Origin of the sequence: Nocardia paucivorans NBRC 100373 (assembly GCF_000308675.1) — a bacterium.
Taxonomy (GTDB): domain Bacteria; phylum Actinomycetota; class Actinomycetes; order Mycobacteriales; family Mycobacteriaceae; genus Nocardia; species Nocardia paucivorans.
Window position 1 is genome coordinate 14828 of record NZ_BAGE01000125.1, and the last position, 22862, is coordinate 37689.

The 22862-nt window shown below is 66.7% G+C and carries 23 protein-coding genes; 11 read left to right on the forward strand and 12 right to left on the reverse strand.

All coding sequences use genetic code 11. The features are described from left to right. Together ON32_RS25075 and ON32_RS29205 are read right to left on the reverse strand one after the other, a co-directional pair. Complete coding sequence (locus ON32_RS25075; protein WP_040793498.1) at positions 1-726, reverse strand: WXG100 family type VII secretion target; 726 nt, start codon at positions 724-726, stop codon at positions 1-3. Then, positions 723-1046, reverse strand: coding sequence for a type VII secretion target (locus ON32_RS29205; protein ID WP_040793499.1), 324 nt, complete (start codon positions 1044-1046; stop codon positions 723-725). The genes ON32_RS25075 and ON32_RS29205 overlap by 4 nt, the downstream gene beginning before the upstream one ends. 345 nt (positions 1047-1391) lie before the next feature. Here ON32_RS29205 and ON32_RS25085 point away from each other — a divergent pair, with 345 nt between their 5' ends. From ON32_RS25085 to ON32_RS25100, 4 genes are all read left to right on the forward strand, one after another. Continuing rightward, a complete protein-coding gene (locus ON32_RS25085; RefSeq protein WP_040793500.1) occupies positions 1392-2645 on the forward strand; it encodes a hypothetical protein in 1254 nt (417 codons plus the stop codon). An 89-nt stretch (positions 2646-2734) separates the two neighbouring features. Then, complete coding sequence (locus ON32_RS25090) at positions 2735-3469, forward strand: histidine phosphatase family protein (protein WP_051133661.1); 735 nt, start codon at positions 2735-2737, stop codon at positions 3467-3469. A 258-nt stretch (positions 3470-3727) separates the two neighbouring features. Further along, positions 3728-4021 carry a hypothetical protein gene (locus ON32_RS25095; RefSeq protein WP_040793501.1) on the forward strand — a complete coding sequence of 98 codons (294 nt, stop codon included), beginning with the start codon at positions 3728-3730 and terminating at the stop codon, positions 4019-4021. A gap of 143 nt (positions 4022-4164) precedes the next feature. After that, entirely contained in the window at positions 4165-4881 is a 717-nt protein-coding gene (locus ON32_RS25100) for a hypothetical protein (protein WP_040793502.1), read from the forward strand. Here ON32_RS25100 and ON32_RS27385 read toward each other — a convergent pair. The 9 genes from ON32_RS27385 to ON32_RS25145 all read right to left on the reverse strand — a co-directional run bounded on the left by ON32_RS27385 (position 4878) and on the right by ON32_RS25145 (position 14969). Then, positions 4878-5528 (reverse strand): TetR/AcrR family transcriptional regulator C-terminal domain-containing protein, encoded by a 651-nt coding sequence (locus ON32_RS27385; RefSeq protein WP_051133662.1) that lies wholly within the window; start codon positions 5526-5528, stop codon positions 4878-4880. The two genes, ON32_RS25100 and ON32_RS27385, sit on opposite strands and share 4 nt — an antisense overlap. 4 nt (positions 5529-5532) lie before the next feature. Then, the gene (locus ON32_RS25110) at positions 5533-5895 is read right to left on the reverse strand and encodes an alpha/beta fold hydrolase (protein WP_157224362.1); all 363 of its coding nucleotides are present in this window, start codon (positions 5893-5895) and stop codon (positions 5533-5535) included. Between the two features lie 88 nt (positions 5896-5983). Continuing rightward, positions 5984-7285, reverse strand: coding sequence for an amidase (locus tag ON32_RS25115; protein WP_051133664.1), 1302 nt, complete (start codon positions 7283-7285; stop codon positions 5984-5986). Positions 7286-7300: 15 nt separating this feature from the next. After that, positions 7301-9115: a hydantoinase B/oxoprolinase family protein gene (locus ON32_RS25120; protein ID WP_051133665.1), complete on the reverse strand. Its 1815-nt coding sequence runs from the start codon at positions 9113-9115 to the stop codon at positions 7301-7303. Beyond that, positions 9112-11208, reverse strand: a complete 2097-nt coding sequence (locus tag ON32_RS25125; protein ID WP_040793503.1) for a hydantoinase/oxoprolinase family protein — start codon at positions 11206-11208, stop codon at positions 9112-9114. The genes ON32_RS25120 and ON32_RS25125 overlap by 4 nt, the downstream gene beginning before the upstream one ends. Next, positions 11205-12059 (reverse strand): HpcH/HpaI aldolase/citrate lyase family protein, encoded by an 855-nt coding sequence (locus ON32_RS25130; RefSeq protein WP_051133666.1) that lies wholly within the window; start codon positions 12057-12059, stop codon positions 11205-11207. The genes ON32_RS25125 and ON32_RS25130 overlap by 4 nt, the downstream gene beginning before the upstream one ends. Continuing rightward, the gene (locus ON32_RS25135) at positions 12056-13222 is read right to left on the reverse strand and encodes an acyl-CoA dehydrogenase family protein (RefSeq protein WP_040793504.1); all 1167 of its coding nucleotides are present in this window, start codon (positions 13220-13222) and stop codon (positions 12056-12058) included. The genes ON32_RS25130 and ON32_RS25135 overlap by 4 nt, the downstream gene beginning before the upstream one ends. Next, a complete protein-coding gene (locus ON32_RS25140) occupies positions 13207-14439 on the reverse strand; it encodes a CaiB/BaiF CoA transferase family protein (RefSeq protein ID WP_040793505.1) in 1233 nt (410 codons plus the stop codon). Before ON32_RS25140 ends, ON32_RS25135 begins: the two co-directional genes overlap by 16 nt. Continuing rightward, entirely contained in the window at positions 14436-14969 is a 534-nt protein-coding gene (locus ON32_RS25145) for a MaoC family dehydratase (RefSeq protein WP_040793506.1), read from the reverse strand. The genes ON32_RS25140 and ON32_RS25145 overlap by 4 nt, the downstream gene beginning before the upstream one ends. Before the next feature lie 167 nt (positions 14970-15136). Between ON32_RS25145 and ON32_RS25150 the strand changes: the two genes are divergently transcribed. From ON32_RS25150 to ON32_RS25180, 7 genes are all read left to right on the forward strand, one after another. After that, positions 15137-15916 (forward strand): FadR/GntR family transcriptional regulator, encoded by a 780-nt coding sequence (locus tag ON32_RS25150; protein ID WP_051133667.1) that lies wholly within the window; start codon positions 15137-15139, stop codon positions 15914-15916. A gap of 83 nt (positions 15917-15999) precedes the next feature. Further along, positions 16000-17379, forward strand: a complete 1380-nt coding sequence (locus ON32_RS25155; protein WP_040793507.1) for an MmgE/PrpD family protein — start codon at positions 16000-16002, stop codon at positions 17377-17379. Positions 17380-17525: 146 nt separating this feature from the next. Continuing rightward, positions 17526-18446 (forward strand): hypothetical protein, encoded by a 921-nt coding sequence (locus ON32_RS25160; protein ID WP_157224363.1) that lies wholly within the window; start codon positions 17526-17528, stop codon positions 18444-18446. A gap of 408 nt (positions 18447-18854) precedes the next feature. Further along, positions 18855-19427 carry a TetR/AcrR family transcriptional regulator gene (locus tag ON32_RS25165; protein ID WP_040793509.1) on the forward strand — a complete coding sequence of 191 codons (573 nt, stop codon included), beginning with the start codon at positions 18855-18857 and terminating at the stop codon, positions 19425-19427. Between the two features lie 117 nt (positions 19428-19544). Continuing rightward, on the forward strand, positions 19545-20741 hold the full coding sequence (locus ON32_RS25170) for a Cmx/CmrA family chloramphenicol efflux MFS transporter (RefSeq protein WP_051133668.1): 1197 nt from the start codon (positions 19545-19547) through the stop codon (positions 20739-20741). Positions 20742-20785: 44 nt separating this feature from the next. Beyond that, entirely contained in the window at positions 20786-21184 is a 399-nt protein-coding gene (locus ON32_RS25175) for a nuclear transport factor 2 family protein (protein ID WP_040793510.1), read from the forward strand. Positions 21185-21396: 212 nt separating this feature from the next. Next, complete coding sequence (locus ON32_RS25180) at positions 21397-22281, forward strand: alpha/beta hydrolase (RefSeq protein WP_085995268.1); 885 nt, start codon at positions 21397-21399, stop codon at positions 22279-22281. A 331-nt stretch (positions 22282-22612) separates the two neighbouring features. Here ON32_RS25180 and ON32_RS25185 read toward each other — a convergent pair whose 3' ends face one another. Next, positions 22613-22831 carry a DUF2283 domain-containing protein gene (locus tag ON32_RS25185; protein ID WP_040793511.1) on the reverse strand — a complete coding sequence of 73 codons (219 nt, stop codon included), beginning with the start codon at positions 22829-22831 and terminating at the stop codon, positions 22613-22615. Positions 22832-22862 lie beyond the last annotated feature (31 nt).

Sequence of the window (22862 nt, forward strand, 5' to 3'; positions counted from 1 at the left end):
TCACGCTCCGGGGTGGTCGTAGTTGATCGTGGGCAATGGCGGCAGCTCCACGGACATGGTGCTCGCCATCTGCCCGAGCAGCGCACCGTAAAGACCCTGCGCGAGGGTCACCGTCTGGGTGGTGAGCTCCACGACCTTTCCCCATCGGGCGAGCAGCGTCGTGATCTGCAACGCGCTGAGCGCGCCGATACCGACGGCCGGAATCGCGCCGATACCGGTGGACGACAATGCGGCGGCTGCCGCCCACTCGACGGCCAGGATGATGGCGGTGTCGACCAGCCCCTGCAACGCGTTGCCGAGAGCTTGGGCCTGCAAATATGACGACTGGGCGAACCCCTCTATCTTGTTCGACATCTCGGTGAGCGCCGCCGCCTGCGCATCGAGCGCTGTGGTGAGCTGTCCGAAATACTGTCGGGCGCCGTCGGCCGCATTACCGCGCCAGGTGGACTCCACCTCCGCCAGGGCTTCGGTGACGGCGGTGGCGTAGGCCTTGTTGTATTGGGAGAGGTTGTCGATCGCGAAAGCGGCCTGCTGGATCGCCTTCCAATCGCCCGCCCATTTATCGGCGACCCACTCGATGGGGTCGGTGCCGATGAAGGTCTGAAAGACCTGCTGGATCCAGTAGGTCGGCGAGATCGCATTGGCGGTGATGAGGAACTCCGCCAAATCCGGGATGGGGTCTTTCGGCTCCGGTTTCGTGAGGTGCTCGATCGGGGCGGCGCTCATCGTTTCACTTCCGGATAGGTGCGGTCGAGCGCCTCGGCGGTGGACTTATCGGTGGTCCGGTACATGGCGGCGGACTTGGTGAGCTCGTTCGAGGAGGCGGCGGTGAGGCTGCCCAGTTGCGGGTAATTCGAGGTCAGCTTGTCGCGGATATCGTGGACGGCCTGGGCGACGATGGGGATGATTCCGCCGACATCCCCCGGAACATCCAACCATTCCTTCAGGTAAGAGCCGGTTTTCGCCTCGTTGTCGTCGGCGAGCTTCGCCAACTTCCCGGCGAGTACATCCAATGCGGCCGGGTCGACCTTCAACGGTTCGCTCACATGCCCTCCTGCGTGGCGGTCCTGCGATTGCCGTGATCGGCAACCACGAGTCCGGGTGGACCGGCTGTCACCGAGCGCGTGCATAGGTATAGAGGATCGAGAATAGGTCCACGCGCTCATCAGGTATGACGCAGTACGGGGCGGGACGGTTCCACCGACTTCATGGCTGCCGTAACCGGTGGCCACGCGGTTGCTGTGAGTGATGGGCGATGACACGGCCGGTCCCACGATGCGGTTTACTACTATCGCGATTTGCGCGAAAGGCAGGTTCCACGTGTCGAAACGCCCCCGCGCGATCACGATCGCCGTGATCGCCCCGGACCGAGTTGTGCCGGCGATTCCGCGGTGAGCTTCTGCTCCGAGGCGTGGCGGCAGGTCGCCTCGCGACTGGAAAACGCGGCCGGTCGGATCGGCCGGCTCCTGCATCGGAACATCGACGACGGTGTGGTGCAACCCGCCACCACCGCCGCCACCCACCTGCCCGACGAAACCCGGCGAGCCGCCGAACTGCTTCGCGGCTCGCTACGCGATGAGCCCCACTCCCGCGAACAACCCGGTACGAGCCCCGACCTCACGACGCGGCTCAACGATCGCCGGCCCTTGTGCGAGGTGATCGATGGTCGGCAGCGGGAAGTGTTCGGCCACCTGGCGAGTGTCGCTCGATACGACACCCCCGGCGGTGGTCGTATCTGGTACAGCGCGCAGATACACACGCGAGACCCCGCGCACCCGCAGTACCCGGTGATACGGAGCGCGTTCGACCGGTTCATGTCCGAACCCAACGGCCGCGGACGTATCGCCCTCAACGAACAGAACGATATTCCCGACGATATCCGTGAACTCGATCTGGACGACGCGGTCCGGCGAGGCGATCACTATCACGTCAAACGGCTCGCCCTGGAACACGGTATCCGCGGCGAACGCGGCGACGTCGGTCTCACCGACTTCGTCACCACCATCGATCCCGGACGGGAACCGCTCCACCATCTGTGGTATTTCCTCACCCAGGTCAAACGTATGCAAAGAGACGGGTATCCCGAGGATCGGATCATGGCGGAGCTGCGCGAATGGGTGCCCGGCGAGGACGCCCGCCTGCGGGAAAGCGGACGGTGGCCCAATCCCGACGGGCCCCGGCACCTGACATTCGACGGCATGCTCGCCTGGCACGAGAAATATCTCGGCGAACCTTTCGACCCCAATAGGCCCGTGCAGGACATGCTCAACCCGGACAGGATCGATAGCACCAACCCGGTCAACGAGATAGCGCGTTATCGGGTCAACGAACGCGAAACCGCCATCCTGGACTGCATCGACGACCGGAGCAACCGAGGATACGACGTATTCGCCGGTTACGGCGCCGGCCACTACACCATTCAACGCGAGTTCCTGGCCCAGAGATACGGCGAGCCGCTGATATATCGTCCCGGGCAGCTGAGCGGGGAATTGCTGACGGGTGCCACGAACCCGACGCCCGACGATATTCGCCACGGCATCGCCGCCGTGGAAAACCGGATCGCGGAAGCGGACAACCCGGTCGACAAACAGCTCCTGTCGGAGGAACTGCGGACACTGCGACACGAACTGGAACAACGAAGCTGACACCCATCGACACCGGCGGTAGCACCGCGCCCGATGCCGAGCGGTCCGTTTCCGGAAAACTCGACCGGCTGCGGCGATAATCGGTGGCGATGAACTCCGACGACGTATTCACCGAGGACGGGATCGCCGCACCCACCGGCCTGGCCGGTCTGTGGGCCGTTCGGCACGGGCGGAGCACGGCCAACGACCTCTACGCCGACCCGACCGTGGACGCGCCCATCCCCGGGGTGGATGCCGAGGTGGAGTTGTCCGAGCTCGGGGTGGAGCAGGCGACCGCGCTCGGGCACTGGTGGGCGGGAACGGATCGGTCGCAGCGACCCGATCTGGTTTTCTGTTCGCCGTATCGGCGGACCCGGCGGACGTGGGAGATCATGGCGCGCACGGCCCGCACGGTGGACCCGACCCTGGGTGAGGTGCGGGCGCGCATCGACGAGCGGCTGCGCGACCGCGAGATGGGTGTGTTCGAACTGTTCCCACCCGCCGCGCTCCGGGCCCGGGCGCCGGAGGAGGGGGCGCGTCGGGAACGGGTGGGGACCTGGGTGTATCGGCCGCCGGGTGGGGAGTCGTTGGCCGATGTGGTGCTGCGGGTGCGCGGGTTTCTGATCGATCTGGAGCGGGTGGCCGCCGGACGGCGCGTGCTGCTCGTCACCCACGACGCGGTGGTGACCGCCCTCCGGTATATCGCCGCGGGGTTGGGGGCGCCCGCGCCGAAAGGATTGGATCCGGTGCCGAACGCCTCGGTGTCACAGTGGCGAAACGAAGGTGGGTCATTGATCCTCGCCCAATGGGGGAGGATCACGCACCTCGAGGGTGGAACCACGTGATTCGGTGAGGACAACGACCCGGAGATGGACGCGGCGAGCCTGATGCCGTATTCGGAATCGTCGGTGCGGTAATCGCAGCGTCGCGCCCTCGCGCGAATCGATAGGATGTCGACCGCCGTTCGAGCGGTTTGTTTTGCGTACGAATTGTCAAATATCAGGCGGGCATTTCACCCATCCGGGAATGGTGACTGCCCGTTGAACACCAGATCGACCATCCCGGTATGAGAACCGCGCCATGGGCGCGGACAAGGAGGATACGTGCGATTCATCAAAGCCGGCGTCGCCGCCGTGACACTGGCCGCCGCAACCGCGGCCGCGGCAGCTCCGGCATACGCCGACGAGCCCGCGCCCCCGCCGGAAGGGCCGCGTGAGATCATCTCGATCGATATCAACCTGCTGGGATGCTCCATCGGCGCCGGACTGGGCGCCGACCTACTGCTCTCACTCGGAACCGGTTCCAGCGCCGGCTCCGGCTCGTCCGCATCCGTCGGCGTCAACCAGGGCTTGGCGACCCGCCTGCGCGCCGTCGGCTGCCTGCCCTGGGAACGCTGATCCGTCGGGGCCCTGTCGCGCGTTCGGCGGGGCCCCTGGTCGCCGGTCGCGCTGCCTTGTGAATTCCGTACGCACAGATCTGAAAAGCGTTTTCGCGCTATTGTTCTGAGCGGAGAACTCCGGGTTGGGGAGGGCGGCAGTCGGTGGCCACGCAGCAGGAACAGACGTCCCGGCCGGACGATGAGCGGCGCGATACGGAAAGACGGTCCGAGAGACCTTGGTATCGCAAGCCCGAGTGGCTGATCACGACCGTGATCGCGGTGATCGGCATCATCGTGTCGGTGGTGATCGAAGTCGTGTCCGACGACGATCCGGCTCTGCCCCCGATAACGGTTGTGCCCTCGGTGCCGTCGGCCGGCGCGCTCCCGGAGACCACAGCGACAGCCGCGCCCCCGACAACGACTGCGCCGAACGACGATCCACGCTGGAACCGGGTGTACTCGCACGTTCAGTTGGATATTCCGGCTTCCCACAAAATCGAAAGAGGCGGATGTCTGGCCACTATCGTATTGTGGGACAAGCCGTTTCCCACTGTGCACACCAATGCGAACCAAACCGGCGATTTGACGTTCTCTCGGAGCTGTCGGGACGACACCGGTCCGAGGATCTCCGGCCCGCTTCGGACAGCGCCTGCCGCAGAGCCGTCACCACAACTGTGTTACGAGATTGCGGAGGGCCCGGAGAACCCCAAGAACAATTGGGGAATAACCAATGTGATTTTCCGTGGCCAAGCGGGGGACGCGTTCTGCGTAATCACGCACGGAAACAATCTGCTGTGGTTCTCGGTGCTCGAGCGCAGTGAAAGCGACTCGGAGCTGTTGTACCGCATCGAAGCGTCCCTGTGGATGCGGCGAGCCTAGGTTCCGGGCAGGTTTCCCGCAGGGAGGCGGCGGCCGAATCCGTCGAGCAGGGCGGTGAGGCCGACGTCGAAATGGTCGGTGCCGGCGGCTGCGTCGGCGGCCGCGGCGAGTGGGGTGTAGTCGGGGGAATCGGGGGCCGGTTTGCGGCTGCGGCCGGTCACGGCCGTCGCCCAGCCGATGACGTGCCCGATCGTGTATTCGCGGAGGCAGCGGGTGAGCTGCATGGCGACCGTCGGGGTGAATCCGGCGTCGCGCAGCCGGTTGATCATGCGGTCACCGATCTCGATCGCGGCGGGGTCGCGCACCGGGCGGGTGGCGAACACCGACACCGCGTGCGGGTGGCGTCGCAGGGTGGTGCGCATCCGTTCGGCGTAACCGCGCAGCAGTTGTCGCCAAGCGGACTGCCAGGCAAGGGTGTCGAGGTCCATCTCGACGAACAGCCGCACCGCTACCGCGTCGAACAGGTCCTGTTGATCGGTGACATGCCGATAGGCGGCCATCGGATCGACACCGAGCGCGGCGGCGAGTTTGCGCATCGAGAACCCGTCGAGGCCGGTCTCGTCGATCACCGACAGGGCCGCTGCCGCAATGTATTCGCGATTCAAGGTGGTTCGCAGCGTGCGTTGCGGTGTTTTTCGCGCGGTCATGAGGTCAACTCCGTGAACGTCTCCAGCAGTCGTTGCGCGAATCCACGGTGATGATCGCGCCGCTGCTGTTGCCGAACACCAGTGTCCGGTCGATGCCGTAGGCGTCCAGGATGGCCACGATATCGCCGGCCTGCGCGGCGACATGGATCTCGGCATCCGGTTCGGTGAACGCGCTGCGGGAATTGCCGCGCCGATCGAAGGTGATCACCGTGTAGTGGTCGGCCAACAGTCCGGCGACCTGCTCGTATACGGCCGCGTCACCGCCGCCCCCGGACACCAGGACCAACGCCGGGCCCGACCCGGCCGACTCGGTGTGTAACCAAGCACCGGCCGACTCGACCACCCGCACTGTTCGCTCTGCTGTCACCGGCACCTCCGTGGCGCTTGTCTACATCGTAGACAAGGTCTACAACGTAGATTGAGGCCACGGTTCCGGAGAACATCGACCCGGTGGGTCAGGTCCTGTCGGTGAGGAGGTCCTCGACGCCCGCCGCCGCCCGCAACAGAACATGCTCCCGCCACGGCGCCGACACCAGCTGCATCCCCACCGGCATCCCGCTTTCCGGATGAGTTCCGCAGGGCAGACTCATCGCCGGACCGCCGTAGAGGGACCAGGCGTAGGTGAATCGGGCGACGTCCCGAGTGGAGGCGGCCAGATCGACGGCATCGCGGCGGGGGACATCGGTGGGGATCGTGGGAGTCACGATCACATCCACGGATTCGAACAACTCGTCCACCCGGCGGCGGAACTCGCGGCGCAGGCGGTGCGCGGTGTCGGTGGTCTCGGGTGGGATGGACATCCCGATTCGCAGGCGGCGCAACACATCGGGGTCGATCGTCTCCGGGGCGTGCGCGATGCGTTCGGCGTGGACGGCGGCCGCCTCGGGATACATGATCTCGAGCATCCGCTCCTGGGCCTGCTCGGCGTCGGGAACGGTCACCGCACGGACCTCCGCGCCGGCCGCGCGTATCCGGCGCAGCGCGGTATCGAGGACATGCGCCACGCCGGGATCGACGCCCTCGGCGAAATGACCGGTGGCCACACCGATGCGCAGTCCACCCACACCGGTGTCGAGGAGCGCGTCCACCGGCACCGCCTCCGGCCATGGCGCACCCGAATCGTCGCGGTCGAGGACGGCGAGAACCCGTGCGGCGGTTCGCACATCGGCAGCGATCGGGGTGACGGTGTCGAAGGTGGGGCTGACCGGCAGAACCCCCCGATTGGAGACCCGACCATGGGTGGGACGAATACCGACGACCCCGTTGACGGCGGCCGGGATACGCCCGGAACCGCCGGTGTCGGTGCCGAGAGAGATATCGGTCAACCCGGCCGCCACCGCCACCGCCGACCCCGAACTGGAACCACCGGGGATACGCGCGAGGTCGCGGGCATTGCGGCAATCGCCGAACGCGGTATTGCGGCCGGTGACGCCCATGGCGAACTCGGCCATATTGTTCTTCGCCACCACCACCGCGCCCGCGCGTTCCAGCAGGGCCACGACCGTGGCGTGCTCGGCGGCGGGAACCGTTCCCGCATGGGCGGAACCCGCCGTGGTCACCGCGCCCGCGAGATCGATATTGTCCTTCACCCCGGCGGTCAGCCCGTGCAGCGGACCTCTCGGTTCGGAGGCGGCGTCGAGCTCGTCGGCGCGGCGACGGGCCCGGTCGCCGAGGAGGGTGATCACCGACCGCAGGTCCGGATCGCGTTCCCGGATACGTCGCAGCTGCCGCTCGACGTGGTCGCGTATCTCACCCACCTCGGCCTCCTTTCGCTACACCGTGGCCCGTGCCGAGCGCAGTCGGGCGGTGGCCGACTCGTCGACGCGCATGGTCTCGGGATCGATCACCACCCCGTAGTGCCGCCGGGCGTCGTCGACGGTGACGAAATCGTCGAGGACGTCGTCGAGCACCATCGCCGGGTCCCGCAGATACGGGTCGCCGTATCCGCCGCCGGAGGGCATCTTGATCTCGAGCGTGTCACCGGCCGCGCACCGCTCCTGGGTGACCTTGGAGAACAGGAGCTCCTCCCGGTCGGTGCCCACATTGCGCACGAACGAACCCGACAATCCGTCGTGCCCGCCGGCCAACCCCTTCGGCGGATCGTTGCGGTTGTCGGCCTCCGAACCGAAGAAGGTGTCGGTGGTCATCCGCCATTTGCGCACACTGCCGATACCGCCGCGGAACTGTCCGGGCGCCGGTGGTTCGTCGCGCAACTCGTAGCGTTCGGCGATCATCGCCCGATTGAGTTCCACCTCCTCGATGGGATTGTTGCGGGTGTTGGCCATCAACGCGTCGACGCAGTCCAGTCCGTCCTTGCCGTTGCGGCCGCCGTAGGAGCCCTCGTTGATCTCGATATAGACCCAGTAGGACTTACCGTCCTCGGCCAGACCGGAATAGGCGATGGCGCACAACGCCGCCGACGAACCGGCCACCGCCCGTTCGGGCAGCACATCCGCCAACGCCAGATTCATCGAGTCGAAAACCCGGTTGATCTGGGAGAAGCGGGCGAAACACGAGGCCGGGAAATCGGGGTTGAACAGCGACCCCTCCGGCGCGTAGGCCTTGGCCGGGCGGAAACAGCCGTCGTTCTGCGGCACGAACTCCTCGGTGAGGGCCTCGTCCAACAACAGGGTGCGCACCGCCGAGGCGACGGTCGGCAGCACCGAACCCTCGAACGGAACGTTGAACGCGGTGGGCACCTGATCGTGGGAACCGGTCAGATCCACCACGATATCGCCGTCGGCGACCTTCACCTTCACCGCGACGGCCACCGGGATATCGCGGTTCTTGCCGTCGTCGTCGAGGTAGGACAGCGGTGCGCTGTATTCGCCCTCCGGGATCTGCCGAATCCGGCGGCGCAGCATGTCCTCGGAGTAGTCCATCCACCGATCGGCCGCCGACATCACCACATCCAGGCCGTACTTCTCCAACAAACCCGTGAAGCGACGCTCACCCAGCCGAGCGCACGCGATCAGGGCCTCCAGATCGCCGGCGTTCTGCTCCGGGGTGCGCACATTGTCGAGGATGTGCTGGATCAGGGCGTCGTTGCGGACCCCGCCGTCGTAGATCTTGACGGCATCCATCAACTTGCCCTCGGCCCACACGTCGACGACATCCATGCACAGGCCCGGGAAATTGCCGCCGATATCGGAGACGTGCCCGGTGCAGCCGGCGAACCCCACATGCCGACCCTCGAAGAAGATCGGGATGACGATGCCGTAATCGGGGGAGTGGGCCGCACCGTGATACGGGTGGTTGTGCAGGATCACGTCACCGGGCTTGTAGGTGCCGGCCAGTTTGCGGTCGATACCGCGGATATAGGCGGGAATCGAACCGCAGTGCATCGGGGTGGAATCCGATTCGCACAATTCGCGGCCGTTGGTGTCGAAAATGCCGGCACCCAGGTCCTCGGATTCACGGATGAGGCTCGAATACGCCATCCGATAGAGGATCTGCGCCATCTCCTTGGCGATCGAGTTCAGCGCGCCGCCGATCACGCGCAAGGTGATCGGGTCGACGTCGACCACCGTGAACGTATCGGGCCGCGTGCCCGCGAGCGAAACTCCGGCGGGATCGAGCTGCGTCACCGCTGACCTCCTTGGGCCGATGTGCTGGTTTCGATGATGATGTGGCCGACGCGGTCGACCGTGGCCCGCTGACCGGGACCGACGATGGTGGTGGAATCGAACTGCTCGACAATGGCGGGACCTTCCAAGACATTGCCGCCGCGCAGTTTCGACCGGTCGTAGACCGTGGTGGTGAACGGGACCGGGTCACCCGATTCGTCCCAGAACACCGCGCGGGTGGTGGTTTTCACCGCGGCGGAGGCATCGGCGTCGCCCTGTTCGATCTCCGCCAACGGCACCTCGCCTACCCGACCCACGGCCGTGACCCGCACATTGACGAAATGCACCGGTTTGTCGTCGAAGCGCTGCATATACGTGCGTTCGTGCACCTCGTGGAACGCCTGCGCCGCCCGCGCCACCCAATCGGCGTCGATCGCGCCGTCGGGGGCGGGCACCCGCAACTCGTAACCCTGGCCGATATACCGGCAGTCCATACTGCGTTCGATGACGATCTCGTCGGGCGACAGACCGTCGTCGGCGAGCTGTTCCACGGCCAACGCGGTCAACCGGTCGAACTCGGCGGCGATCCGCGCCACATCCGGATCGTCGGACGAGGTCCACACCGTGGCCGGGGTCTCCACCCGCACATCGGTGGCCAACAGACCCATCGCCGAGGCGATACCCGGATGGTGCGGCACGATCACCCGCGGAATGTCCAGTTCCCGGGCGATATGCCAGGCATACAGCGGGCCCGCGCCGCCCTCGGCGACCAGCGAGAAATCGCGCGGGTCATAGCCCTTGCGCACCGAGTGCAGGCTGATCGCCTCGGTCATGGCCTGCGCGAGAATGCGGAAGATGCCGATCGCGGCGTGCTCCACACCGGTGCCCAGCTTGCCGGCGATGTGTTCCTCGATGGCCCGCACCGCCAGCGTCGGATCGACGCTCATATTGCCCGACAGGAAACTGTCGGCGCGCAACCAACCCAGGGCGACCATGGCGTCGGTGCTGGTGGGTTCCGTGCCGCCGCGCTGATAGCAGGCCGGTCCCGGCACCGCGCCCGCGCTGCGCGGACCCACCCGGAACATACCGCCCTCGTCGATGAACGCGATCGAACCGCCACCCGCGCCGATGGTGTCCACCTCGGCCATCGGGACCATGGCGTGATAGTCGCCGATCCGGGTGTCCAGCAGATGCTTCATCCGCAACCGGCCGTCGGCGGCGACCCCGATATCGGCGGAGGTGCCACCCACATCGAGAGTGATGACACTCGGATAGCCCGACGCCTTACCGATGGCGCAGCCACCGAGCAGCCCGGCCACCACACCGCTGGTCAACAACAACACCGGGTTCTCGACCGCGCGCCGGGAGGTGATCAAACCACCGGCCGAGGTCATGAGCTGCACATTGCCCTCGAACCCGGCCGCCTCGGCGCGATCGGCCAGTTTGGTGACATAACCGGCCACCTTCGGGCCCACGAACGCATTCAGCGCCGTGGTGGAGAACCGCTCGTATTCGCGATACTGCGGCGCGACCTCACTCGACAGCGAGATGAAAACGCCCGGATACTCCTGCTCGATAATCCGTTTGACGGCCTGCTCGTGCACCGGGTTGCGGTAGGCGTGCAGGAAACACACCGCGATGGCCTGCACCCCGCGCTCGGCCAACAGCCGAACCTGCTCGCGCACCGCGTCCTCGTCCAGCGGCACCAGGATCTCCCCGGACGCGCTGATCCGCTCGGGCACGGTGCGCCGATTGCGGCGGCGCACCAACTGCCATTTCTGCCACGGCAGATCCTGGTAGGAGGAGTAGTTGAGCGGCCGCTTCTTACGCGCGATGTGCAGGATGTCGCGGAATCCCTCGGTGGTGATCAGCCCGACGTCGGAGCCGTTGTGCTCGAGGACGATATTCGTGGCGACGGTGGTGCCGTGCAGGAACTGATCGAGTTCGGATACCGAGATTCCCGCCTTCTCGGCCAACTGCCGGACCCCGTCGACGGTCGCCACCGACGGGTCGTGCGGGGTGGAGGGGAGCTTGTGGACGGCGATATCGCCGTTCTCGTCCCAGTACATGACGTCGGTGAACGTTCCGCCGACGTCGACTCCGATGCGTTTCATGGGATTGCTCCTTCTCGCAACGCCGTTTTCGACGATTCCAGTGCGGCCGCATCGCGCACCCGTCGGGCGCGCCGCACGACCGCGTGGTCGACCAACCGCCCGTCGACCACGACGACGCCGCTGCCGTCGCGTTCGGCGGCCGCCGCGGCGTCGAGCACCGCCTCGGCCGCGGCCACCTCATCCGGTGTGAGACGGATGGCCTCATGGGTGAGTCGAACCTGCTCGGGGTGAATGCACATCCGGCCGAAGAAGCCGTGACGTTGCAGTGCTCGCGTCTGCTCCGCGAAACCCGCGGGATCGTCGAGGCGAGCGGTGACCGCGGCCGGTGGCGCGGCCAACCCGGTCGCAGCGCAGATGGCGACGACCTGCGCCCGCGCCCACGCCAGGGGCGCGGCATCGATATCGGGCCGTTCGACGCCGAGATCGGCGGCCAGGTCGTATTCGCCGAGCGCGATGGTGTGCAACCGGGGGGTGCGGGCGATCTCGGGTAGCTGCCAGAGCCCGGCCGCGGTCTCCACCAGCGCCAACAGCGGGACCGAGGTCCGTTCGGCCACCGCCGCCAGGGTGGGGGGTTCGGCCTTGGGGACCACGATGCCCGCCATCGTGAGCCCCGCCAATGCGGCCAGGTCGGCGTCGCGCAGATCCGGTTCGCCGTTGATCCGCACCCACACCCGTTCGGCCTGCCGCGGATAGGCATGCAGCCAGGCCGCGACGGCGGCCCGGGCCGACGCCTTGGACGCCGGCAAGACGGCGTCCTCCAGGTCGGCGATCACCGCATCGGCGAGCGCCACCGCCTTGGTCAGGCGTTCCGGGCGGTCGCCGGGACAGAACAGCAGGCTGCGGGGGATCACCAGCCCACCCTGCCCTTGTCGGCGACGAGGGAACGGGCGATGACGGTGCGCATGATGTCGCTGGTGCCCTCGCCGATGGTCATCAGGATCGAATCCCGATACAGCCGTTCGATCTCGAACTCCGCCGAATAGCCGTAGCCGCCGTGAACCCGCATGGAATCCTGCGCGGCCTGCAGGGCGACCTCGGAGGCGAACAGTTTCGCCATCCCGGTCTGCAGATCCGAGCGCTCCCCGCGATCCAGCGCCGAGGCCGCCCAATAGGTGAGCAGACGCGCGGCCTGCAATTGGGTGGCCATCTCCGCGATCCTGATCTGAATGGCCTGGAAGTCGGCGATCGGTTTGCCGAACGCCCGCCGCTGCCGCGAATACCCGAGGGCCTCGTCGTAGGCGCGTTGGGCGATGCCCAGACTGCGGCCGGCGATATTGAGCCGACCCACCTCGAGCGCCGACAACACCTGCTGCATACCGCGACCCTCACGACCGCCCAACAGGTTCGCCGCCGGGACGCGGACATCGTCGAACACGATCTCGCACGACTCGGTGCCCTTGTAGCCGAGTTTGGGGATGTCCTTGGTGACGGTGAAACCCGGGCTGTCGGCCTCCACCAGCAGCACACTCATACCCTTGTGCGCGGGCACGGCCTCGCGGTCGGTCTTGACCAACACCGGCAGCGGATCGGCGTAACGGGCGTTGGTGATCCACATCTTGCTGCCGTTGACGATGTAGTGGTCGCCGTCGCGGGTGGCGGTGGTGCGGATACCCTGCAGGTCGGTGCCGGCGTCCGGTTCGGTGAGCGCGATACCGGTGCGACGCTTTCCCGTCGCCAGATCGGGCAGATACCGCTGCTTCTGCTCGTCGGTGCCGTGATGGGCCAGCATCCAACACGACAGCGAATGGCTGCCCAGAATGCCGGCCACTCCCATCCAGCCGCGGGCGATCTCCTCGAAGGTGAGGGTGAAGGAGACGAAATCCGCGGCGACCCCGCCGTATTCCTCCGGCACCATCAACCCGAACAGACCCAGTTCCTTCATCTGCTCGACGATCTCGGTGGGATAGCGGCCGGCCTGCTCCCATTCCCGGGCCACCGGCACGATCCGGGTGTCGACGAAATCGCGCAGCATCCGCTGGAACTGCTGCTGTTCGGGGTTCAGCGTGAAGTCCACAATGCGCTCCCTTCGGCGCCGAAGGCCCCGGCCGCGGCCAGTTCCTCGAATTCGGTGTGGTCGATACCGAGCAGATCGCCGAGCACCTCGGCGGTGTGCTCGCCCAACAGCGGGGCGCGATGATGGTGCTGCCGGGGCGGGCCCACCCGCACCGCCGACACCACCTGGCGCACCGACCCGAACCGGGGATGTTCGGTGGTGGCGACCATGCCGCGGGCATGGGTGTGCTCATCGGCCAGCGCCTGTGGAATGGTGTTGATCGGGGCGCAGGGGATACCCGCGGCCTCCAGGTGTTTCAACCAGTCGGCCGTGGTGCGTGTGGCCAGTTCCCGTTCGAGCAGCCGCACACAGTCCTCGGCGTGCTCGTAGCGGTCGGCCGGGGTGGCGAACCGGGGCTCGGTGGCCCAGTCCGGACTGCCCAACACCTCCACCAGCCGCTCCCAGAACTTCTGTTTGGCGCAGCCGATGACGATCCAGGAATCGGCGGTGCGGAAGTTCTGGAACGGCACCAGGCTCGGATGGGCGGAATGACGGGTGCGGCGCGGTTCGAAACCGCGGTTGAGATGCCAGGTGGCCAGGTAGGTGAGCATGCCGATCGCGGTGTCGTAGAGGCTCACATCGCAATCCATGCCCACACCGTCGCGGCGGGCGGCATGGATACCGGCCAGCAGCGACATGGCCGCCACCAGACCACCGGAGTAATCCACCATGGACAGACCGGATTTCGCCGGCGGGCCGTCCGGTTCCCCGGTCACCGACATCCAGCCGGCCAGCCCCTGCAACATGTAGTCGTAGCCGGGTTGGCGCGAACGCGGTCCGGTCATGCCGTACCCGGACAGCGAACAGCACACGATCGCGGGATTGAGGTGCTTGAGGTCGTCGTAGCGCAGCCGCATCTTGGCCGGGACGTCCCCGCGCAGATTGGAGTAGACGGCGTCGCTTTCCCGGACCAGCCGCTCGAACACCTCCCGGCCCTTGGCGCTGGACAGATCCAGCATCAGGGACCGTTTGTTGCGGTTGAAGGCCTCGAAGAACAACGAGTCGTTGTCCTCGGCGTACGGGGGCGTGTGTCGGCCGACGTCGCCGCCGAAGCGCGGGTCCTCGATCTTGATGATGTCGGCGCCCAGATCGGCCAGGTGCACCGAGCCGAACGGTCCGGCGCCGTACTGTTCGACGGCCAGGACGCGCACGTCCTGTAGCGGTAGGGGCGTGGTCATGCTTTCTCCTCGGGCAGCGTGAGCGGCCCGTTCTTCGCGACGGGGAACGCGTCGATCTGTTGGGCGTGGGAGCGCTTGTAGAGCAGCACCGTACGGTCGAACGACAGGCATTCGTCGCCGTCGGCGTTCAGGGCCCGGGAATGCACCTCCACCAGGCCCGCGTACGGGCGGGACGCCGATTCGCGTTTACCGGTGCAGATCGACTCCGCGTACAGCGTGTCGCCGACGAACACGGGGTGGGTGAGTTTCACATTGGTGAGCGCCAGGTTCGCGATCGCCTTCTGGCTGACGTCGGTGACGCTCTGGCCGATCAGCATCGCGATGGTCAGTCCCGAGTTGACGAGCACCTTCCCGAACGGCGTCTTCAACGCGTAGTTGGCGTCGAAGTGGGCGGGGTGGGTGTTCATGGTCAGCAATGTGAACCAGGTGTTGTCGGCCTCGCTGATGGTGCGGCCGAGCGGGTGGCGGTAGACGTCGCCGACGACGAAATCGTCGTAGTAGCGCCCTTGCCAACCGTCGTGGACTGCCACGCGGCACCTCCTGTAACTGATTGCTCGTGTGATGCCCGCGTCCCCTCCAGAATCCGGCCGACCGGTACGCGGTTGCTGGAAGTATGCATCCCGAAAACGTGATGTGCAATACGTCTGACATTTTTCGTCCAGGTGTTTTCCGGGGGATGTGGCCTAGGCTGTGACGAATGAACGACACATCCACCGCGCAGGCCGGTCTGCGGGTTCGGCGAGTGCAGGCCGCCTATCGGCAGGTGGCGGATCAACTGCGCGGGCAGATCCTCGGCGGAACGCTGGAGCCGGGGGCCCGGCTGCCGAGCGAGGCCGAACTGTCCCGGTTGTTCGGGGTCAGCCGCAGCACCGTTCGGGAGGCGCTGCGCCTGCTGGCCAGTCAGCATCTGGTGCACACCGCGCGCGGGGTCACCGGCGGCACCTTCGTCTCCAGCCCGGACGCCGCCGTCGTGGCCGAAAACCTCGGCGGCACCCTCGGTCTGCTGGTGAACACCAAGAACATGACCGTGGCGAATCTGCTACAGGCGCGGTTGGTGCTGGAGCCGGCGGCCGCGCGGATCGCCGCCGAACGCGCCGACGCGCAGGCCCTCGAGGCCCTGCGCGCCACCATCGGCAGCACCGCCGCCATGCCGGTCGCCGAGGGTTTCGAGGTGCACTGGGACTTCCACGCCACCCTGGTCGCCGCCACCGGAAACCCGTTGTTGCAGATGATGTCCCGTCCCATCAACGAGGTGCTGCACCGACGCCTGCATCGGGAGCGGGTGCCGGCCGCGGAATGGGAGCGCATCGACGCCGACCACGAGGAGATCTGCCGGGCCGTGTTCGACGGTGACGCCGATGCCGCCGAGCAATTGACCCGGGCCCATCTGCACAGCCTGCGTCCGCTGTACGAGCAGATGGACCCCGAGGCGGGCGAGGCGTATTCGGCCGAGGTGGCCGCTCGGGTGGGGGATTAAAAGTCTGACTTTTATTGCCAAGTGTCGTCGAGATTGGCACACTGAGCGCGTTCACTGTTTGCCGCCACCCGGAGGACGTCGGTATGTCCCACCCCACCCTCGCCGAGCGCATCGGTGAGTTCGCCGCCGCGTTGCGTTACGAAGACATCCCCGCCCCGGTGCTCGAACAGGCGAAATACCTGGCCCTCGACTCGGTCGGGGTCGCCTTCCGCGCCGCGGACGAACCCTTCGCCGAACGGGCCCGGCAGGCGCTACGCGACCGCGGCGGCGACTACCCCGTGCTCGGCCTGCCCGACCGGCTCTCCGCCCCGGACGCCGCCCTCCTCGACGGCATCCTCATCCACGGCCACGACTTCGACGACACCCATATCGGCTCGATCGTGCACGTCTCGGCCTCCGCGCTACCCGCCGCACTCGTGGCGGCCGTCAAGGCCGACCGGTCGTGTCGGGACCTGCTGATCGCCTATCTGCTGGCCATCGAGATCAGCGCCCGCGTCGGGCACGCCGCGCACGGCGGATTCCACGACGCGGGTTTCCACCCCACCGGACTGGCCGGCGCCTTCGGAGCCGCCGTCGCCGCCGCCCGGCTCGCCGGCGGCGGCGCGGACGTCATCGCGGGAGCGCAACAGATCGTGGGCTCCATGGCCTCGGGAATCCTCGAATTCCTCGACGACGGCGCCTGGACCAAACGCCTCCACCCCGGCTGGGCCGCGGGCTCCGCGCTGACCGCCGCCTCCTTCGCCGCGGTCGGCTGGCCCGGACCCCGCCGGGTCTACGAAGGACGCTACGGGCTCTACGCCACTCACCTACCCGGCGCGGAATGGGACGAGCAGGCGCTGATCGGGGAGCTGGGGGCCCGCTGGGAAATCCTGTCGACCGGCGTGAAACCCTACCCGAGCTGCCATTTCACCCACTCCTTCGCCGACGCGGTCCTACACCTGCGCAACACACACGGCATCCGGGCCGACGACATCGCGGGCATCCACTGCCTCATCCATCCCACCGAAGCCGCCGCCATCTGCGAACCGATGGAACGCAAACGGCGGCCGAGCAATGTCTACGACGCCAAATTCAGCCTGCCGTACGTCGTCGGCGCCGGTATCGTCCGAGGTGAACTCACCCTGGCCGAATTCACCGACGAATCCCTACGCGACCCCGCCATCCATGCCGTCGCCGACCTCGTCACCGTCGCCGACGACCCGGAAAGCCTGTTCCCCGAAGCGTATTCGGCCGCCATCGAGATAACCCTGCGCGACGGCCGCGTGCTCTCCCATCGGGAGGCGGTCAACCGCGGCCACGGCCGGCGTCCGCTCACCCCCGCCGATATCGAACTCAAATTCGAACAGAACATGCGTGAGCAGACCGAGTCCACCCGCGAGCGGGTGCGTTCGGCCGTGCTGGGGTTGGATTCCGACCGCGCCGCCCGTGAATTCGCCGAAGTCTGTCGCGGGGTGGATTCCTGACCCGAATCGGTCAAATGCCCAGGTAGGCGCTCTGCCTGTCCATCCCGCTGTAGGGGAGGGGGCCCGGAGGAGTGGCCCTCGGATGGTCGATACTCATCACTGCGTTCGTGGCTCGTATGGGTGGTCCCTCAACTCCGGTGGTGTTCATGACCGTGTCTGTGCGTGGAGTCCTGCAGAATCTGACGAAGACGCTTGCCGTGGATATGGATCGGGCAGCGTCCGTTTCCGCGCGTCCACTAACGGAGATGGCCGACCGCTTCGGTGATGTGTCGAGAACCGCCCGGGCGGCCGAGCAGGACGGAAAAGCTCAGGTGATCAACGAGATTCGTGGGAAGGACGAAGACGGCAAACTCGCGGTGTTCTCACCGGACCAGGTGATCTACGACGTGCTGGAAGATCGTGTGGGCCGGCGCGGCATCAGTTTTCCGACAAAACCGTCGGACCGGGCCACTCGTGCCCAGTGGGTTCAGCGGTCCGACGAAAAGATCGACCGAGAATTCACCTATTTCTGGCCCGCCACGACAGTGCGTACGAGAGAAGAGGACTGGGTGCCCGATCCCACGCCTCAACCTCTTCCCGGTGCGGACGATCCGGCGACCGAGCGCAGCATCATGGTGAGCTCGCACGCCAGTTCGGACGTTTTCGCCGTCAAGGTGAGGGTGCAGGGGCCACCCACCTTCGAACCCGCTCGTTCGATTCCGGGGTATCACATACCGGAGCAGCTCGTGTATCCCACCCGAGACGTGCACCTGGACGGGGAAGAGTTCGGGAAATTGGTCGCGACGAAGAAAGACGAGTTGGAGGCCGCCGCAAAGACACCGGAGTCCCCGGTGCGTCTGTTGGCGTGTGAGGCAGGGGCACCCGAAGGAGATGCCGCCGAACGCGCGGCGGTGGCGATGCAGGCCAACGGGGTGCTTCGAGAAGTCCAGGCGCCCACGGGTCTGGTTTTCCGCACCTTCGACAATGCCGGCGTCTCGGTGCTCGGTATCGGTGGCCGTGGAGATGCGGACGGAAACGTATTACCCGCGTTGCGGATTTTCCCGGCGCCGCCGCGTGGCGACGAGTAGTCCCGGCCGCGTTCTCGACGATATCGACCTGCCGCGCCGGCGGATCCGGATCGGCGGGATCGTCCGCCCGCTCACCGACGGGCGTGACGGACAGTGACCATCATTCGGCGCAGCCCGAAACCCACCTCTTCCGGATCGCATACGACACTGCCGGGAAGACGCCGGTGCAGCTCGAACGCAGTCTGCGTCTTACCCCCGCCGAAGGGCCCATTGATCCGTCGCCACCGAACCGCAGCGGCGAAACCCGGATTCGGTCGTCACCGGATTCGGTCGGAGCGGCTTCCCGAAGGGGAGCGCCAGGGCGCGGATCGCGCTTGTCGCGGGGCGGTCCTGCCCATCGAGAGCTGATCGTGGGATGCCGCGACACTGTTTTGGACCGATATGTTCAAAACATGTTAGGGTGAGCGCGTGGCTCGACCCAGGAAATTCGACGAACAGCGGGCGGTGGACGCGGCGATGCGCGCGTTCTGGGACGCCGGCTACGAGGGGACGTCGACGCAGGACCTCTGCGTCGCGACCGGATTGGGTCGCAGCAGCATCTACAACACCTTCGAAAGCAAGCGCGACCTGTACGAGCGGGCGTTGCGCCGGTATATGGACGACAAGAACGCCCGCACCTTCGCGATCCTGGACGGCCCCGGCTCCGTGAAGGACCGGATACGGTCGCTGCTGTGGTCGGCCGTCGAGCCGCCGGACGACGAACCGCTGGGTTGTCTGGTCGTGAACGCCACCGTCGAAATGGGGCAACGCGATTCCGAGGTGTCCCGATTGCTGGCCGAGGATCGGCAGCGGCGATTGGCGGCGCTCGCGAGTGTGTTCGAGGTCGGGCAGGCGGCCGGTGAGATCGACCGGTCCAAGAGCGCCGTCGATCTCGCCAACTTCGTGATCTCCACCATCAGTGGGCTGCGAGTGGTCGCTCGCGGTGGGGCGGACCGGCAGACATTGCAGGCGATCGCGGAGGTCGCGTTGAGCTCATTGTGATCTCGTCGTTCGCGTCCGTGGCGTAGTCCTTTCGGCTTCGGCATCCGGGTCGTGGGCGCGCGTCTTGGTCCGACTTTGTTTTGAACTGAACGATACAAAATGTGAAGGGAAGCTTCGATGCCGTTGGCCGTCTACATCCTGGGCCTATCGATCTTCGCCCAGGGCACCTCGGAGCTGATGCTCGCGGGACTGCTCACCGAAATGGCGGGTGATCTGGGTATTTCCATCCCCCGTGCGGGGCTGCTCATCTCGGCCTTCGCCCTGGGCATGCTGGTCGGCGCGCCGATTCTGGCCGTGGCGACCCTGCGCTGGTCGCGACGCAACGCCATGCTCGCCTTCATCGCGGTCTTCCTCGCCGCGCACGTCGCGGGCGCGCTGACCTCCGACTATTGGGTGCTGTTCGCATCCCGGGTCGTCGCGGCCTTCGTCTACGCCGGGTCCTGGTCGGCGGCCTCCGTGACCGCGGTCGCCCTGGTGCCGGTCACCGCGCGCGCCCGGGCGATGAGCGTGGTGGCCGGCGGGCTCACCGTCGCCACCATCATCGGCCTACCGGCGGGCACGTTCATCGGCCAGCACCTGGGTTGGCGCGCCGCCTTCTGGGCGGTCGCCATAACGACGGCGGTCTCCGCGCTCGGCATCATCGCGAAGGTCCCCGATATCCGCCCCGCCGAGCGCCCGCGGATACGCCACGAACTGCGCTCCCTGGCCACCGGCCCGGTCGCCCTGCTCTTCGGCACCACCATGGTGGCCACCGCCGCACTGCTGGTGAACTTCGGCTACCTGGGCGCGCTGCTGACCGAAACGACCGGACTGGCCGAGAACCGGGTGCCGATCGTATTGGCGCTCTACGGCCTCGGCAGCGTGCTCGGCATCTCTCTCGGCGGCCGTGTCGCCGACGCCCACCCGATACGCACCCTGGTCGTCGGGATCACCGGCCTCACCGTCACCTCGGCGCTACTGGCCGCCACCGCGCACCACATCGTGCCGGTCGTGCTCCTCACCTTCCTGTTGGGCGCCTTCGGTTTCGGTATCAACCCCGTCCTGAACAGCCGCGTGTTCACGCTGGCCCCCGCGGCCGCGACCTTGGGCGCGGCCTGCAATGTGTCGTCGTTCAATGTGGGGATCACGGCCGGGCCGTGGCTCGGCGGTCTGGCGATCGGCGCGGGCCTGGGATACCCGTCGGTCGCGTGGATCGGGGCCGGATTGGGGGTGGTCGCACTCGGCATCGTCGCGTGGTCCAACGCCCTGACCCGAGCGGCGGCCGCCGCACCGGCCGTCGGGACCGAACGTGAACCGTCCGTCGTCGAGGCCTGACGGTTCCGACGAGTTGTCGCCGGCCGGAGAACAGGAGTAATCCGATGAGCAATGCACGCGCCGTTGTCGAGGAGTTCTATCGCCGCTCCCGCGCGGGTGAATTCGACCGCCTCGCCGAATTGTTCGCCGACGAGGTCGACTGGTACGTCTACGGAGCCGACGAGGTGCCGTGGACCGGTCGCCGTTCCACCCGCACCGAGGCCGCCGCGTTCTTCCGCGACCTACCCACCCATCTGACGGCGGAGGAACTGACCGTGGACCGGCTCGTCGTCGACGGAACACACGTGGTGGCGCTGGGAAACATGCGTCAACGGGTCCGCAAGACCGGTGACCTGTTCGTCTCCCCGTTCGCCTTCCACTTCACCGTCGAGAACGGACACATCACGCGCTACCGCACCTATGAGGACAGCCTCGCCCTGGCCCGCGCCTACGGGGTGGCGTAACCACAACAGTCGGCTCCCGACCGCCCTCGGCGCCATTGGACTGCGAGCGTATCGGGCGAACCTCGAACGCCATGGGGGACAGGATGAGCGGGTCGACATCCGGACGGCGGAACGCCGGCGCATCGGAACATGGTTTCGCGGCAAAGGCGTCCACCGTGTCGGCTCCGAGCAGGATCGCGTTGGTCGTGGTCGCGATACTGCTCGGTGTTGCAATGACATTCGTGCCACGGTTGCCCGCGCAGGCGGCGGGTATCGTGCGGTGGGAAACGCGCGTGAGCGACCGCATTCTCGATATCGGGATCTCCTCACCCAACCTGGAAGGACCGGAGTGGTCGGTCAAGGTCGTCCGCCTGCTGCTACCACCCGGATGGTCCAAGGACGCCGACCGCACCTGGCCCACCATCCGGGTGCTGCACGGCGGTCTCGACGACCACAAATCCTGGACCGACAAAGGCAATCTGGAGGCTCTGACCGCAGGTCGCAACGCCATTTTCGTCCTTCCCGAAACCAGCTGGTGCAGCGCCTACTCCGACTGGTGGAACTACGGCTCCTGGGGTGCGCCGGCCTGGGAGAAATACCTGCTCGACGATGTGCGCACCATCCTCGAAACGAGCTACCGGGCGGGCACCACCCGCGCCATCGCCGGTAACTCGATGGGCGGTCTCGGCGCGATGAAATTCGCCGCCGAATACCCCACCCGATTCGAATCCGCGGCCTCCTTCAGCGGAAACGTCGACCCGCTCGAGGCCTCCGGAGCGCGGAGCGAACCCGATAAACCGGGCCAGGGCTGCGGCGCCGACTGGAAACGCGTCTGGGGCGATTACACGATTCCGGACCAGCGCGCCATCTGGGAGGAGAACAACCCCTACAGTCGGGCCGCCGACCTCACCGGCAAACCACTGTTCGTGTCCTACGGCAAGGGCGATGCGGTGGAAAGCGCCGTCTACGAGCAGAACTACCGTTTCGTCGACCGACTCCAACAGTTGGGCGCGCAAGTGGACGAACGGTATGTGCCCGATCAGGGGCACAACTGGACGACCTGGCAGGTGCAGATGCAGAACGCGCTACCCATGCTGCTGTCGTCCGTGGGAGCCTGAACCGTACCGGTGCTGTCCTGAGACCCAGGTCCGCGACCGGACGCCCATTGCGGAAATACCGGCGAAAGGCAATGAGCACAGACAACTATCCGAACCCCGGGCCTCGTTCCGCCGACTCGGGAAAACGCCGTCGCTTCACCGGCGCGGACCTGGTCGGAGCGTTCGTGGCTCTCCTGACGATAACCGTGCTGATGCGGTTTCTCGGACCGACAGCGACAACCGTATCAGGAGTAATCGGCGCTCTTGTGTCGGTGGCGCTGCGCCGAACGGACCCACCATCCGACGGATAGCGGGACCACTCGGCGCGTAGGCACCGGCCGCTATCCGCCCGTCATTGCGGATGTTGCGCCGCTTCCAGAGCCTGTGCGGGCAGTACACCACCGGCCCCGAGGATCTCCACCCCGAGCAACCGATTGTCCTTGTCGAAATCGAGGACGATTTCGGCGTTATCGATCGGTACGCTTTGCTGTCGGACCGCTTCGCCCGCGCCGATGGGGTGCTTCACCGCGATATAGGCGGCGTCGGCCTCGGGGTCGTAGGTCGCATGCATGCTCGAAAGGCTTCTGTTCGCCGACGGACCG

Coding starts and splice junctions, on each gene's coding strand:
- ON32_RS27385 (WP_051133662.1), bottom strand. CDS start 5,528: ATGACCGCGCGAAAAACACCGCAACGCACGCTGCGAACCACCTTGAAT.
- ON32_RS25125 (WP_040793503.1), bottom strand. CDS start 11,208: ATGAAACGCATCGGAGTCGACGTCGGCGGAACGTTCACCGACGTCATG.
- ON32_RS25155 (WP_040793507.1), top strand. CDS start 16,000: ATGTCCCACCCCACCCTCGCCGAGCGCATCGGTGAGTTCGCCGCCGCG.
- ON32_RS25075 (WP_040793498.1), bottom strand. CDS start 726: ATGAGCGCCGCCCCGATCGAGCACCTCACGAAACCGGAGCCGAAAGAC.
- ON32_RS25175 (WP_040793510.1), top strand. CDS start 20,786: ATGAGCAATGCACGCGCCGTTGTCGAGGAGTTCTATCGCCGCTCCCGC.
- ON32_RS25170 (WP_051133668.1), top strand. CDS start 19,545: ATGCCGTTGGCCGTCTACATCCTGGGCCTATCGATCTTCGCCCAGGGC.
- ON32_RS25180 (WP_085995268.1), top strand. CDS start 21,397: ATGACATTCGTGCCACGGTTGCCCGCGCAGGCGGCGGGTATCGTGCGG.
- ON32_RS25150 (WP_051133667.1), top strand. CDS start 15,137: ATGAACGACACATCCACCGCGCAGGCCGGTCTGCGGGTTCGGCGAGTG.
- ON32_RS25140 (WP_040793505.1), bottom strand. CDS start 14,439: ATGACCACGCCCCTACCGCTACAGGACGTGCGCGTCCTGGCCGTCGAA.
- ON32_RS25185 (WP_040793511.1), bottom strand. CDS start 22,831: ATGCATGCGACCTACGACCCCGAGGCCGACGCCGCCTATATCGCGGTG.
- ON32_RS25160 (WP_157224363.1), top strand. CDS start 17,526: ATGACCGTGTCTGTGCGTGGAGTCCTGCAGAATCTGACGAAGACGCTT.
- ON32_RS25090 (WP_051133661.1), top strand. CDS start 2,735: ATGAACTCCGACGACGTATTCACCGAGGACGGGATCGCCGCACCCACC.